Source organism: Rhodopirellula bahusiensis (assembly GCF_002727185.1).
GTDB classification, from domain to species: domain Bacteria; phylum Planctomycetota; class Planctomycetia; order Pirellulales; family Pirellulaceae; genus Rhodopirellula; species Rhodopirellula bahusiensis.
Genome location: NZ_NIZW01000043.1, coordinates 1 through 12,993, shown reverse-complemented (window position 1 = coordinate 12,993; position 12,993 = coordinate 1). Strand labels below are relative to the sequence as shown.

Sequence of the window (12,993 nt, the reverse complement as noted above, 5' to 3'; positions counted from 1 at the left end):
GCCTGTGCTGAATGCTACCAGTTTGTGAATTTCAGACATATATCCTACTCTGCAGCAAACTTCTGATCGGAAGGCCAACGCGGAAAACGCTGAGGAGGATCAGCGTTTTTGAGCGGATGCGGTCAAACGAAGAGCGACGACCGAAAGAGAAACTAGCCGTTTTTCGAAACGCAGTAGAGTGCTTGGTCGCTTCGTAGATAGAGTTTGCCATCTGAGACGGCGGGAGACGCGTTGAAGTCCGAGTCATCGGATTCGAACTTGTTTTGTGCGATCGGCATGAACGATTCACCGGGTCGATAGACCAACGTGCCACTACGGCGAGTGACAACGTAGATGTGATCACCGATTAGTACCGGCGAAGCGTAGACGGGGCGGCCGCTTTCCAAATTGTTCACGCGTTCGCGATAAACAACCTCGCCGTCTTTGGCCGATGTGCAGTAGGCGATTCCGCGGTCGTCGATCCAGTAAAAGCGACCTTCGTGCAACATGGGCGTGGCGACGTAAGAACTGGATCGGTTTGTCCAAAGCACATGGGAATCCGTCACGTCATCGTCTCCACCAACCCGCACCGCGATGCTGCCGGATGCTCGGTAGCCACCAAAGCTGTAGACGGTATCGCCATCAACGATGACCGAGGGCGATACGTTTCCGGTCATAGGTGATTCCGCGAACCAGTTCAATTTTCCGGTGTTCGGATTCAACGACCAGATTTCGGAAGGCACGCTGATGACCAATTCAGCGTTGCCATCGCCGGTCGATACCACTCGAGGTGTCCCGTAGGTCAACTCGAGCATACCGGCTTCTTGACGCCAAACTTCTTTGCCGGTGTTTTTGTCCAACGCCATGATGGCCTTGGATTCTTCCGCTGCGTTCACGATGACCATGTTCTCAAACAAGACCAAACTGGCTGCTGAGCCCCATCGCCGATTGCTCGACTCCTTTCCAACGTCCACGCTCCAAACCTTCCGACCGTTCAGATCGAGGCAATGAACGCCGCCCTTGCCAAGGAAGACGAAAACGTTTTGCCCATCGGTCACCGGAGTGTTGCTCGCAAAACCATGTTCGGTGATGTATCCCTGGTACCCGTCCTCGCGATAGTCGATCGGAAAATCGACCGACCAAAGCTGCTCGCTTGAATTCTTGTCGAAACAGAGAACCTGACGTTTGGCATCGCTGTCACGGGCGACATAGCAAGTCACGATGACTCGGTCGCCGACGATGATGGGGCTGGAAGAACCGCCGCCAGGCAAGTCCACTTTCCACGCCAAGTTGTTAGCCTCATCCCATGTCGTTGGAACGACTTCGGTGGAATGTGCCGTTCCACCAGGACCCAGGAATTCTGGCCAATCATCCGCCGACGCTTGCGTTATCGTGACGAGTAAACACGTGCAAACAAGAATGAGTCGAGACATGGCGGAATTCAGTAGCAAGGAAAGGAGGAGAAGGAGATAAGATTTCGACAACATAGAAGCCACGTTCATTCACGAACTGGGGTGGCGACTTCTTTCAACTTGGCGATGGCGCGCACCCAAGTCATTCTGGCGGTCCCCGTTTTCATTTCCATCAGCCTGCCGATTTCTTCGAATGACAGTCCTTGCAAGTTGCGGTAGACGATCACGTCGCGATACTTGTCTTTCAATTTTGAAAGCTGCAATGACAACGCGTCGGCCATCTCGCGTCGATGCATGTCCTCGCTGGGGGTGACGCCTTTGGCCGCGACGAAGTGAGAGAGCCTTGCCATGCTGTCGTCGAGCCGTTTCGTCATCGATTCCAAGGCGACTTCACGGCGGAGGTCGCGTTTTTGAGCGTGGAAGTGACGGTCAATGGCATGGCTCAAACAATTGCTCAGGATCTGACGCAACCACGCCAACCATTCGCCTTCGGATTTGCCGCGGAATTGGTCGAAATCGCGATGGGCGGCCAGCATGGTTTCTTGCACCAAATCGGAACTGCTCATTCGTCGACGAAGACGGCCGTCAATCTGCGTCTGTGCCAAAAAACTGAGGTAGTTCTGGTACAGCAGAAGCAAATCTCCCAAGGACTGGCGATTGCCTTTCCGAACTTCGTCGAGGCGGTGTTCTACGTTTCCGTCCGAGACGGACGACGCGAGAGTATGAGTGGACATGGGCGGCTCAAAGATGTGGTTGGAATCAGTATCCTCCGAAATCCAATGCGTCGTTCGTGAACAAAAGGTGCCAAGAAAACCAGGACGGAATTCAGCGATTTTGCAACGAAAAACTTGCTTCCAATCTGGAAAGGGGATTTTCGTCGCCAAAATGTGACGCTTTGCGAAGAATTCCGTACCTGTAAGGAGAGACGTGTCACTCCGATGGAGAGGACACGGCCTGCTCTTCTCTCTTCTCTTCTGAAACACAGGTGTCGCGATGAGAAAGTTCTGGAATCGTTGGATCGGAGGCTCCCCGTCATCACGTTCGAAACAGAGGCGAAGAAATTCGCAGCGGCGTCGGTTGCGATCGGAAACTCTTGAGACCAGAAAGCTGCTCGCCGCCAATTTGTTCCACAACGACGTCTTTCCAGAAGACGTCAACGAAGACGGCCAGGTTTCCGCGATCGACGCGTTGACGATCATCAACCAGATGAACAGCGAGAGCGCGAGTGCGTTGAGTTCGCAGCTGCAGGACGCCGGCGGAGCCAATGGTGAAGGGCAGCGAGCGACTTCGTCGCGACCATCTCGCGGTCGGATGACCGACGTCAACAACGATGGCCGAGACACGGCATTGGACGCATTGATGGTGATCAATCGACTCAACCGAGATCGTGACTCGGGCGGCAACCGCGATCGCCCGAAAGATTCTTCTGGTTCACCGGTCGACAACGAAACTCCAGACGACTCGGTCGCGGACGAAGTGCGGTCGATCGATGGCACGGGAAACAATGTTGAGAATCCCGATTTGGGATCGGCCAACACGGAGCTATTGCGGACCGTTGAAAATGACTACTCCGACGGAATCTCGGAACCTGCAGGTGAGGACAGGCCCAGTGCACGCGAAATCAGCAACACGTTGGCCTCTGCCGATCCGGAGGGCACGACGAATGAACGTGACCTGAGTTCATTCGTCTTTGCATGGGGGCAGTTCATCGACCACGACATCGATTTATCGTTGTCACCCCAAACGGATGGAGAATCGTTCGACATCGAAGTGCCTGAAGGCGATCCGTTCTTTGATCCGTTCAACACGGGAGAAGCCACGATTGGGCTGACGCGATCTGATATCGCGGATGGAACGGGCACATCAGTCGAGAATCCAGCCGAGCAGGTCAATTCCATCACGGCTTGGATTGATGGTTCACAGGTCTACGGCAGCGATCAAGCAACCGCCGATTCATTGCGTGAGTTTGTCGGTGGGCGTCTGTTGATCACCGATGATGGCCTGCTACCGACCGACGAGGATCAAGGTTTGCTGGCGGGTGACATCCGGGCGGCCGAAAACGTCGTTCTGACGTCCATGCATGCCTTGTTCTTACGCGAACACAATCGATTGGCCGACGAGATTTCGGCGGAGAACCCTTCCCTCAGCGACGAGGAGATCTATCAAGAGGCTCGTGCGACAGTGATCGCGGAAATGCAATCGATCACCATCAACCAGTACCTTCCTGCTTTGCTGGGCGAAGACGCGATTTCGGACTACACCGGCTATGACTCAACCGTCGATCCTTCGATCGCAAATGAATTCTCGACGGCCGCGTTCCGGTTCGGCCACACGACGTTGAACGATGAATTCAGATTCGTCGACAACGACGGAAATGAGATGGCTGAATCAGTCGCTCTCGCAAACGCCTTCTTTCAACCAGGATTGCTGGAGGACACCGGGATCGATCCGCTTCTGAAGTACGCCGCTTCCACCTTGTCACAGGAAGTGGATTTGGAAGTCGTCGATAGCCTGCGAAACTTCTTGTTTGGCCCTCCCGGTGCTGGTGGTTTCGATTTGGTTTCGCTGAACATTCAACGTGGTCGCGATCACGGGTTGGCGGATTTCAACTCGACCCGAGAGGCGTACGGATTGGAAGCGGTCGAGTCGTTCGACCAAATCACCAGTGACGCGGACGTGGCCGCCAACCTGGAAGCCTTGTATGGCGATGTGAACAACATTGACCTGTGGGTTGGATTGTTGGCGGAGGATCACACCGCCGATGGATCACTGGGAGAGACCGCGACGGCCATCATTGCAGACCAATTCGAACGTTTGCGCGATGGCGACCGGTTCTGGTATGAGAACACGATGACGGATCGAGAGGTTCGTGAGATCGAGAAGACTTCCCTGGGCGACATCATTGCTCGCAACACAAACGTTGATTCGCTGCAGGAAAATGTGTTCTTCTTCTCACCGACAATCACCGGGACGGTCGTCGCGGAGCAAGCACCCTCTCAAAGCAACAACGATCGTGAACAGGCTGATCTCGCCAGTGCATCCAATATCGTGGCTGATGCGGAAGTCGAATTGCTGGCTCTCGATCAATCGGGCAATCGACGGGGACAACCGGACCGCCGCAACGACAAACACGAGCAACCGATGGTCGGCGTGATGGTCGAGTTGCTCGACGGCAATGGAGATGTCGTGGACACCGCGGTGACGGATGAACGCGGCAACTATCGTTTCGACGAGATTGACCAGTCCGGCTCGTACGTGGTTCGAATGAGCTCCACCGACGACTACACCGTGATCGGAAGCGAGACGCTCAGCGTTCAAATCAGCAGCGGCGAAGAGTCCCTGCGAGACATGAACTTCGCTGTGTTGGTTTGATCACTGATGTTTTGATATCGGACGGGTGTTGCAATCGTCGTACGCTGTGGTGCGGTGCAGGGACACCGGACTACAACGCTAGTCAAGCGAGGTAAGCTAGCGTAGTGCGGCGGATCAACCTTTGCCGATGAGGTCCAAGGATGCTTGGCGAATTTGATCCAACTGGGATTGCAACGAAGATGGCCTGTCGGCAATTTTCCGGCAGGCTTCTTCGTGCAGTAGGAGGGCTTCGACGAGATCGAACCAGGGTGATGGATTGGTCATTTGCCCTTGTCGCTGCACTTCTTCCAGTCGCTCTTTCAAGGCTTGCTCTGAGCTCTCAAGTTTCTGTTGGGCGAGGTCCGTTTTGCCTAGATGGTGGTACGCGAGGGCAAGTGGTGCATCCACCTTGTAGATCGCGGGCCAGCGGTCATCGGAGGCTGCTTTTAAAAACAACTCGGCCGCCGAATTGAATTTGCCCGCTCGTAGTTCCGCCAAGCCGGTTGTGAATTGACAGACGCATAGGGGCGAATTCTCAGGCGGTGGCAAACGTCCGAGATAGTCTCTACGCCGGCGGTCATCGCTCGGACGTGGGCGGTCAGCACCCGCCGGTGGCCCAGACCGGCGTTGCCACAACCAGACATGAGCCAGGTCAGCGATCGCCTCGGCGTCCATCGACGAATTGGTTTGGTCTCCAGCGGTCAATCCGCGAACCAACAACCAATGCGAATGCTCGGGATCATCCAAAAGTTGTTCTTGGTACTGCTTCGCCAAACGCCGGTACTCGTCGGGGTACCCTGTGTATAAGAACAACGCGGGAACGCCCCACCACTGAGGCTGGGAGGTGCGTGCACCGGTGTCGAGCGCGATGGCGTAGTCTTTCGCCGCTTCGGGCCATAGACGCAACCGAGAGTACAACTGGGCACGCTGCACTCGGGGCAAGTCATAGCTGGGCTGGATCTCTACCGCGGCATCGAATTCGCGAGCAGCTTCACGCCACTGTCCTGAGTTGGCGTGTGTCTGACCACTGGCGACCAATTCGTTGGCAACTGTCAATCCTTCCGCGAATCGTTCGACTTCTTGTTTGGCTATGATCGCTTCGGTCTTTGCAACCATCGCATCCCGCAACGCTTCGTCCTTCGCGTTTCGTTCTCGGATCGCCTCGGACATTTGCCAGAGGCTGGCGGCGGTACCGAGGACCATCGTGCACCCGACCAAGGTCGCTGTTCCGATGGCAACGCGATTTCGCCGAGCGAACTTTTGGAACTGATAGAACCTGCTGGGTGGTCTGGCCGTGACCGGTTCGCCTCGCAGGTAGTGGCGGATGTCATCGGCCAAGGAAGCAGCGGAATCGTACCGGCGCGTTCTGTCCTTCTCCAACGCTTTCATCACGATCCAGTCCAAGTCACCTCGCAAGTCGGAGCTCAAACTTCGTGATTGGGATGGGCCGACTGCATCGGATTGAATTCCCAAGCTGCGGGTGCGTTCCGCAGTCAGTGTCGACAACCGAGTGCTGGGACGAGGCGGTTCTTCTTCGCGAATGATTCGCCGCATTTCGTCCAGCCCAGCGGAGTCCAGGCGGCCTCGATCGAACGGCGTCGCTCCGACCAGCAACTCGTAGAGCAGCACACCGAGCGAATAAATATCACTGCGCGTGTCCACGTCCAAACCGCTCATCTCGGCTTGTTCGGGACTCATGTAGAGCGGCGTCCCGATCATCGAGAAGAACCGCGTGTAGACGGTTTTGTCGGTGAGCTTTTGCCCCAGTGCCTTGGCGACGCCGAAGTCGATCACTTTCGCAACGGCCTTTCCGTCATGCAATGTCACCATGACATTGGACGGCTTGATGTCGCGATGAATCACGCCTTTTTGATGAGCGTGATGCACCGCGGAACACACATCGATCATGAGGTTCAGACGCTGGCGAACATCCATCTGTTTTTTATCGCAGAAATCAGTGATGGGAAGTCCACGCACCAATTCCATGACGAAGTAAGGACGGTGATCGGTGGTCACGCCCGCGTCAAACACTTGGGTAATGTTTGGGTGACTCATCAAGGCAACGGCTTGCCGTTCGGCTTCGAACCGAGCGATGACTTCTTTGGATCCCACGCCGGGTTTGACGATTTTCAACGCCACCCGTCGGCGAACAGGCTGTTCTTGTTCGGCGACGAAGACCAGACCAAAGCCACCTTCGCCAATTTGTTCCCTCAATTTGTAAGGGCCGATTTGCATGCCGATGTGATCGATGATCGCTTCGGTGTGTGGTTCCGAGAACGCAGAATGACTTCGGTCGGCGCCGATCGGGTGATCCAACAACGCCGCGGGTTGTTCATGAGCGGCGAGTAAATCTTCGACAGCGTTCCGGAGACTTAAATCGCTTCCGCAAGCTGAGTCCAAGTACGCCAACCGATCGTCGATATTTTCTTCCTCGATCGCCTGCAGGAAAATCGCTCGTTCAGTCGGATTGATCATGTCTCAATCGTAGCGGCAAAACGCAGCGAAGACTTCCAGCCAGAGTGACCGTATCACTGATTCGTGTTTGCTGAACCGGATCCAGATTCGATTTCGTGAATGGGAGTCATGTCATCGGTGCATCAAATTTTGGATGACGAGGAGCGATGCTGGCAGCAGGACATCAGCCATGCATCATTGAGGGCGTTGCGGTCGTTGATTCGGGCGAGGTTCGCCTCCGACTTCCATCGGGTTGGGACCTTGGGGTGGCCGAGCGTTCTGAAGCTGATCTTCCTGCTCATCCGTCAAGATCGCAGCGAGTCGTCGATCGACCTCGGCTTGCAGTGCAGCAAGCTGGCGCGATTGACGTTCGTTCAAATTCAACGACTGAGCGATTGGTTCGGGCAACACCTGACCCGGTTGGGGCGGCGGTCCGTGTTGTCCACCAGGCTCACGTTGTGGTGGTTGCTCACCTCCGGGATTGCCGGGCCCCAGATTCCCAGGACCATAGTTGCCATTCATGGGTGGGGGACCCCCACGTCCGAGTTGATTGCCACGACTTTGGTTTTGCATGACCGCCATCAGTTCGGACTTGGTCACGCTGCCGTCATTGTTGGTATCCGCGGTCGTGAACAATTGGTAGATCATTTCCGGCGGTGGCCCACCGCGACCATTCATTCCGCCTTGACCACCACGACCGGGAGGCTGGGCGGCGAGAAGATTGGGAAGCAAAATGATTCCCGCCAAGACGATGCATTGCAATGTTCGATTCACGATTGGACCCAAGAAGAGAAGATGGAGGAGGATGATCGCGAGAGGTTCTGGCAGAGATGCCAATGGTCAATCGCTCAGCGATCAGTGGGAGCTCCGAGACAATCGAGGTTCAGAGATCCGCGTTTAGAGAAGGGGACCCAAACCCTCATCAATTGCACTCAGAAAGGCGGTCGAGGCAACAAAAAAGAGTCTGCCGAGAACCCAATGCGTCATCGGAACCTTGATAGGGCCACGCTTTCAAACCGATTTTTGGAATTTGTGCGAATGTCGAAAAACATCGGGAAATCGTTGGTCTCTAGCGAAAAATGAGCCAAGAGTTCAACGTCTCCACACCGACATCGGTGTTGCCGACTCAGTTGGTTCGCGAATTTCTCGCTTGAATTGAAACCTCCCAATCGAAGGATCCTATGCGATGAATCTTTCCGGTCTCACCTCCGCTGATAGTACACAATCCTCCTCCACCCAGACTCGACGACAGGGCCCACCACCGCCCAGCGAAGAGCAATTGTCTGATGCGCTGCAGTCCGTCGGTGTGGACGATACGACCGCGACGAAGGTGCTAGCACAAATCGATGATGCGATCTCGGAATTGCAATCCGAGTCTTCCGTAGGCAACAATCCTCAGGCCTATCGGTCGGCTGTCGAAGAAGTCTTGGATGCCAATGGAATCGACTCCTCGGAAGTCGAGCAGGCCATTCGAGCCAATGGGCCATCCGGTGCAACGGGAGCTGCTGGTGCAGGTGGACCATCGGGCGCCGGTCGTCCACCAGGTCCACCGCCACCACCCAAAGACGAGAGCGCAACAAGCTCTATCGAATCCGCTTTGCTTTCGGCTGGTGTGGAGGAGTCATCCACCGACGAGTTGGTGAGTCAAATCATCGAATCGTTGGAAGAGCTCGCCGCGGAATCCGAAGGCAACGCTTCCCCCGAACAAATTCGTTCGGCGCTGACCAGCGTGTTGGAAGAAAATGGTGTCAACACGGATGCATTTGAGCAATCCCTGGTCGGCGACCTCGATGAGGGCGGGTTCGTCATCGATCAATACGTTTGAAAGAGGTTGATCTGAAAGGTTTTGATACAAGCGAAGGCGGAGCTGCAATCGAAGTTGATCGGTTATCATGAGACCGATGAATCGAGACATCACACAAATATTGACGGCCATCGACAAAGGCGATCCTAATGCGGCGGGGGATCTGTTGCCGTTGGTCTATGACGAGTTGCGACGATTGGCGTCCAGCCGAATGAATCATGAGAAGCCGGGCCACACGCTGCAACCGACAGCGTTGGTGCACGAAGCCTTCTTGCGATTGGTGGGCGGCAACGATCCACAACGATGGGATGGTCGAGGCCACTTTTTCGCAGCGGCTGCAGAAGCGATGCGGCGGATCCTGATTGAGAATGCTCGCAGCAAGGGCCGTACGAAACGCGGTGGAGATTTGGTCCGTCGCGAATTGAACAACGATGTTGCTTCGGTGGATTCTCAAGACGTCGACGAGCTGCTGACGCTGGACGATGCCCTTACCAAGTTGGCAAGTGAAGATCCCGCGTTGGCCAAACTGGTTGAGCTTCGCTATTTCACAGGGCTCACGATCGAAGAGACCGCCGAGATCTTGGGCGTATCGGCACGGACCACCAAACGCAATTGGGCCTACGCAAGAGCTTGGCTGCAGCGAGAGATGAACCAATCGTGATCGCTGCCTGAGTCACTCGTTGCGAGAAAAGACTTCGAGCGAACCACCGATGCTTCCAACCGCGGCGAAGTGGCTTCCGTCGGCGGACACAGCGAGCGAGTGAACGTAACCTCGATCAATGGATTGACGCTGAAGCCTCGCGTTGCGTTGGAATTCCCAGACGTCAACCTTCCCACGTCCGCCAGCGAACAAGTGTTGATTGTCAGGCGCGAAACGCATGGACCACAACGTTTCACTGCCAATCAAAGGCATCAGTTCGCGGAACGTTTTCAAGTCCCAAACCCGAATGTTGTAAGTGTCAGCCACGGCGAGCCAAGTGCCATCAGGCGAGAACGCGGCCGACTGGCCCGACGCCCAAGATCGATTCAGAGGACGCTGGCTAATCGGGTCGCCTGTCCCCATGTCGGCTTCGACCAGTGTGGCTCCATCGGTTGCGAGCATCGTTCGTTCGTCCGCTGAAATATGCACAGCCTTCACCGGGCCTTTGAAATCACCGATCATCGAAAGCTCTTTTCCTGTCGCGATTTCCCAACACCGAGCAACCTTTTTTGCATCGCCGGTCAATGCGTAACGACCGGACGACGAGATGTCGATGCAATGGATCTCTCCGTTGTGACCTGGGAATTGTCCTGACGGGCGAAGCAGCCCCTTCTCGGTGACGGAGTAGACCACGATGTGCCCCGTGCTGCCGCCAGCGACCAAGTGATTTCCATCGGGAGTGAAGGCACAAGCGGTCACCGCCTGAAGCATATCCAGTCCGGTCAGCTCGCCCAAAACGCTTTCATGATCGAAATCAAACAACGTGATCTTTCGATCGGGACGTCCCGCCGCAACAACATTTTGATTGGGATGAATCGCCAGGGACTTCACTCCCCAACTGAGATCCGAAAACTTGGCGATCGGCGACAGCTTGGACCCCACCTTCATCGGTGCGGTCGTTCGATTCGGTGAATGGCCGGAAGACATCTTCGAATTTCGAGCACCGGCGGAGTTCATCGGAGCTTTCGCGACAGGCGATGAACCGGAACGAGCATTGGACGTCGCCGCGACAGAAGAGCTTGATCGGTTGGGTCGGTGCACTTCGTGAGCTTCAATCAACTGCAAGTCCACGCACGCGTCGGCAAACATTTCTTTGAAGACATCTCGCTTAATCGTGCCGCCGCTGATCTGAAGCGAACTGAAAATTCTCGCCACACGAGACGCTTCTTGCATTCGTTCCAGGAACTCCTCCACCTGCAAACCAAATTCACAGGCGACTTGTTCCAAATCAATGTCTTGGATGAATCGAGATGACATCGCGGAGATGGATTCGCCGCTGCGACTGAGCGTCGTGATCCCGAGGTCGTCCAGTGCATCCGCGAACCGCTTCGCATCCTGATCCATGATGCGATCCATTTCGCTGGCCTCACGATAGAGAGCCAAAATGTCGTCGGCGTCATCAAATGCGGACCGGTTGGCTTGAACCGCCGGACCAACTTCGTCTCGTTTGGGGATCATGCCGGCGTAGTGGCACGACATACAGGAGACACCATTGGTTACCGTGCGGTCCGGTTGCTTCGGATCGCTGACGATTTGTGTCGGACCTTGGTCAATTCGAAGTCCTTGCTCGTCCGTCAACAGATAGCCTTGCAAACCGTTTGGAAGCGTGAAGATGATTTCTCCACCATCGTGCTGGAAGGAATCACGACGATGGCTCGGACCGAGCGGATACTCAAAGAGGTTTTGGCGCCCCGTATTGCTGGCAAAATCGTAGCTCTTCCAATACGAACCGTAGGGAGACTTGTGCCACTCAATCAAACGATTGTTCTGGGAGACACCCGATCGGTTGAAGGCGGCTCGAATGGCCATCTCTTGGTTGATGTTGGCCTGCACATTGACGCGCAGCATGTTTTCCAGGTCAGCGTCCGTTTCCGGCAGGTTCAGCACACTGTGATAGAGCGGTGGTTTGGACGCGGCGAAAACGAACCAGTCCACTCGGACGAACGGCATCTCGGTTTCGGTCCGTTCGAAGCATGACCTTGCCTCCGGCGATCGAGGTGGAAGAAAGTATGGGTTTGCGTCTTCGATTGATTTCCAAATTGTTTGAGTCCAATGGACCGTTCGCATGTCGAGCCGAAAGATCGTGCGAGCGGGATCAATCGCCTCGGGAATGATCAAATCTGAATTCCACGAAAGACTATTCAGAAGTTTCGCGAACGCGTTTCGGTAGGTTTGCAGTTCGTCTTCGCTGATGCCGGAGTTGTACAAATGCGTCAGCGTGAAGTACCGCATGAACCGTTGCGATCGCTCAGGCTGTTGTTGCAAGTCTTGGTCGATCAATGCCACGACTTGGTCATTGCTGACGAACGGTCGCTCGGGTTCGTCATTGATCGCAGGTGATCCCGCGGCGATCCATTCTTGGATGACTTGGATGTCCCGCGGACTCAGTCGTGGCTCTTCGCCGCCCGGGGGCATCACGCTGTCGTCATCCGCTTGAATGCGTTCGATCAGCAACGAGTCTTCTCCGGGTTCCGCAATGGTTTCGGCAAGCTTTCCGAGATTGACGACAAAGTTAAAACCACCTTCGCTCGTTCCATCTTCGCCGTGGCAGCGATGGCAAGCATCCTGCAGAAGAATCTTGGTTTGAGTTGCCAACTGTTTGGGTGACATGTCCAGCGCAGGCGCCGAACTCGACATCGCTGCGGATGCCTTGGTGTCGGCGGGACGATCGCTTTCAGAACTTGAAGCAGCTTTTTTCGCGGCCAATTCTTTCAGGAAGGTCTGGTCCTCGTCACTCAGTTTCGCGACGGGGATGCTGATGATTTTTCCATCGGGACGTTCCAGGACAACTTTGTCGCCGTGGACGACCACCAACTTCGCTTCGATGCGATACTTCCCGGTCGCATCGGTCCATTCGCGTGCCTGCAAAGAAGAGAGAGCCGTGACCGCGAGCAGCAGCAAAAAGATCGTGAATCGCATGAATCCCGGTCAAACTATAGAGAAGAGAGGCTAGACCTCCAGGCAAGGTGCACCGCCTGGTTTCCGTCGTGGAATCCAGTATATCGAAGCAGCCACCACCGAGCGCAAGTCTCCAGAGCAAATCTCGCTTTTGCAACGGAGCATGTAGCCGACTGAGGCCCTCAGTCGGCCTGAACGCAATCAATCGCAGCAAGCGATCAACCTCCACAGTAGACACAAATCCACGAGTCTACGAATGTGATCGCATGGCAGATCTGTTTTTGCCGACAGAGGGCCTCTGTCGGCTAGTGCGCCTGCAAAGGCGATTGAATTGTCAGGTGAAAGTCCTGATTGGGGAATTCGTTACCGCCCCGTAGCTGATGGTAACTGCGTTT

8 protein-coding genes are annotated in these 12,993 nt (G+C 55.3%); 3 read left to right on the top strand and 5 right to left on the bottom strand.

The genetic code is table 11. From position 1 onward, the window contains the following. Positions 1–152 precede the first annotated feature (152 nt). Both CEE69_RS30160 and CEE69_RS30155 read right to left on the bottom strand, forming a co-directional pair. On the bottom strand, positions 153–1,412 hold the full coding sequence (locus CEE69_RS30160; protein ID WP_099264228.1) for an outer membrane protein assembly factor BamB family protein: 1,260 nt from the start codon (positions 1,410–1,412) through the stop codon (positions 153–155). Between the two features lie 65 nt (positions 1,413–1,477). Then, on the bottom strand, positions 1,478–2,125 hold the full coding sequence (locus CEE69_RS30155; RefSeq protein ID WP_099264242.1) for a sigma-70 family RNA polymerase sigma factor: 648 nt from the start codon (positions 2,123–2,125) through the stop codon (positions 1,478–1,480). 259 nt (positions 2,126–2,384) lie between these two features. Here CEE69_RS30155 and CEE69_RS30150 point away from each other — a divergent pair, with 259 nt between their 5' ends. Beyond that, positions 2,385–4,763, top strand: a complete 2,379-nt coding sequence (locus CEE69_RS30150) for a peroxidase family protein (RefSeq protein WP_099264227.1) — start codon at positions 2,385–2,387, stop codon at positions 4,761–4,763. Positions 4,764–4,877: 114 nt separating this feature from the next. Here CEE69_RS30150 and CEE69_RS30145 read toward each other — a convergent pair whose 3' ends face one another. Together CEE69_RS30145 and CEE69_RS30140 are read right to left on the bottom strand one after the other, a co-directional pair. After that, positions 4,878–7,217 (bottom strand): serine/threonine protein kinase, encoded by a 2,340-nt coding sequence (locus CEE69_RS30145; protein WP_099264226.1) that lies wholly within the window; start codon positions 7,215–7,217, stop codon positions 4,878–4,880. A 174-nt stretch (positions 7,218–7,391) separates the two neighbouring features. Next, positions 7,392–7,970, bottom strand: coding sequence for an EF-hand domain-containing protein (locus tag CEE69_RS30140; RefSeq protein ID WP_099264225.1), 579 nt, complete (start codon positions 7,968–7,970; stop codon positions 7,392–7,394). Positions 7,971–8,382: 412 nt separating this feature from the next. On the opposite strand from CEE69_RS30140, the gene CEE69_RS30130 reads away from it, so the two are divergent. Together CEE69_RS30130 and CEE69_RS30125 are read left to right on the top strand one after the other, a co-directional pair. Next, positions 8,383–9,021, top strand: coding sequence for a hypothetical protein (locus tag CEE69_RS30130; protein WP_099264223.1), 639 nt, complete (start codon positions 8,383–8,385; stop codon positions 9,019–9,021). A gap of 76 nt (positions 9,022–9,097) precedes the next feature. Then, positions 9,098–9,661 (top strand): ECF-type sigma factor, encoded by a 564-nt coding sequence (locus tag CEE69_RS30125; protein ID WP_099264222.1) that lies wholly within the window; start codon positions 9,098–9,100, stop codon positions 9,659–9,661. Between the two features lie 12 nt (positions 9,662–9,673). Here CEE69_RS30125 and CEE69_RS30120 read toward each other — a convergent pair whose 3' ends face one another. Further along, positions 9,674–12,619, bottom strand: coding sequence for an SHD1 domain-containing protein (locus CEE69_RS30120; protein ID WP_099264221.1), 2,946 nt, complete (start codon positions 12,617–12,619; stop codon positions 9,674–9,676). Between the last annotated feature and the right edge of the window lie 374 nt (positions 12,620–12,993).

What these genes read in the sequence shown, in the direction of transcription:
- CEE69_RS30160 (WP_099264228.1), bottom strand. Translation starts at nt 1,412, where the DNA reads ATGTCTCGACTCATTCTTGTTTGCACGTGTTTACTCGTCACGATAACG.
- CEE69_RS30155 (WP_099264242.1), bottom strand. Translation starts at nt 2,125, where the DNA reads ATGTCCACTCATACTCTCGCGTCGTCCGTCTCGGACGGAAACGTAGAA.
- CEE69_RS30150 (WP_099264227.1), top strand. Translation starts at nt 2,385, where the DNA reads ATGAGAAAGTTCTGGAATCGTTGGATCGGAGGCTCCCCGTCATCACGT.
- CEE69_RS30145 (WP_099264226.1), bottom strand. Translation starts at nt 7,217, where the DNA reads ATGATCAATCCGACTGAACGAGCGATTTTCCTGCAGGCGATCGAGGAA.
- CEE69_RS30130 (WP_099264223.1), top strand. Translation starts at nt 8,383, where the DNA reads ATGAATCTTTCCGGTCTCACCTCCGCTGATAGTACACAATCCTCCTCC.
- CEE69_RS30125 (WP_099264222.1), top strand. Translation starts at nt 9,098, where the DNA reads ATGAATCGAGACATCACACAAATATTGACGGCCATCGACAAAGGCGAT.
- CEE69_RS30120 (WP_099264221.1), bottom strand. Translation starts at nt 12,619, where the DNA reads ATGCGATTCACGATCTTTTTGCTGCTGCTCGCGGTCACGGCTCTCTCT.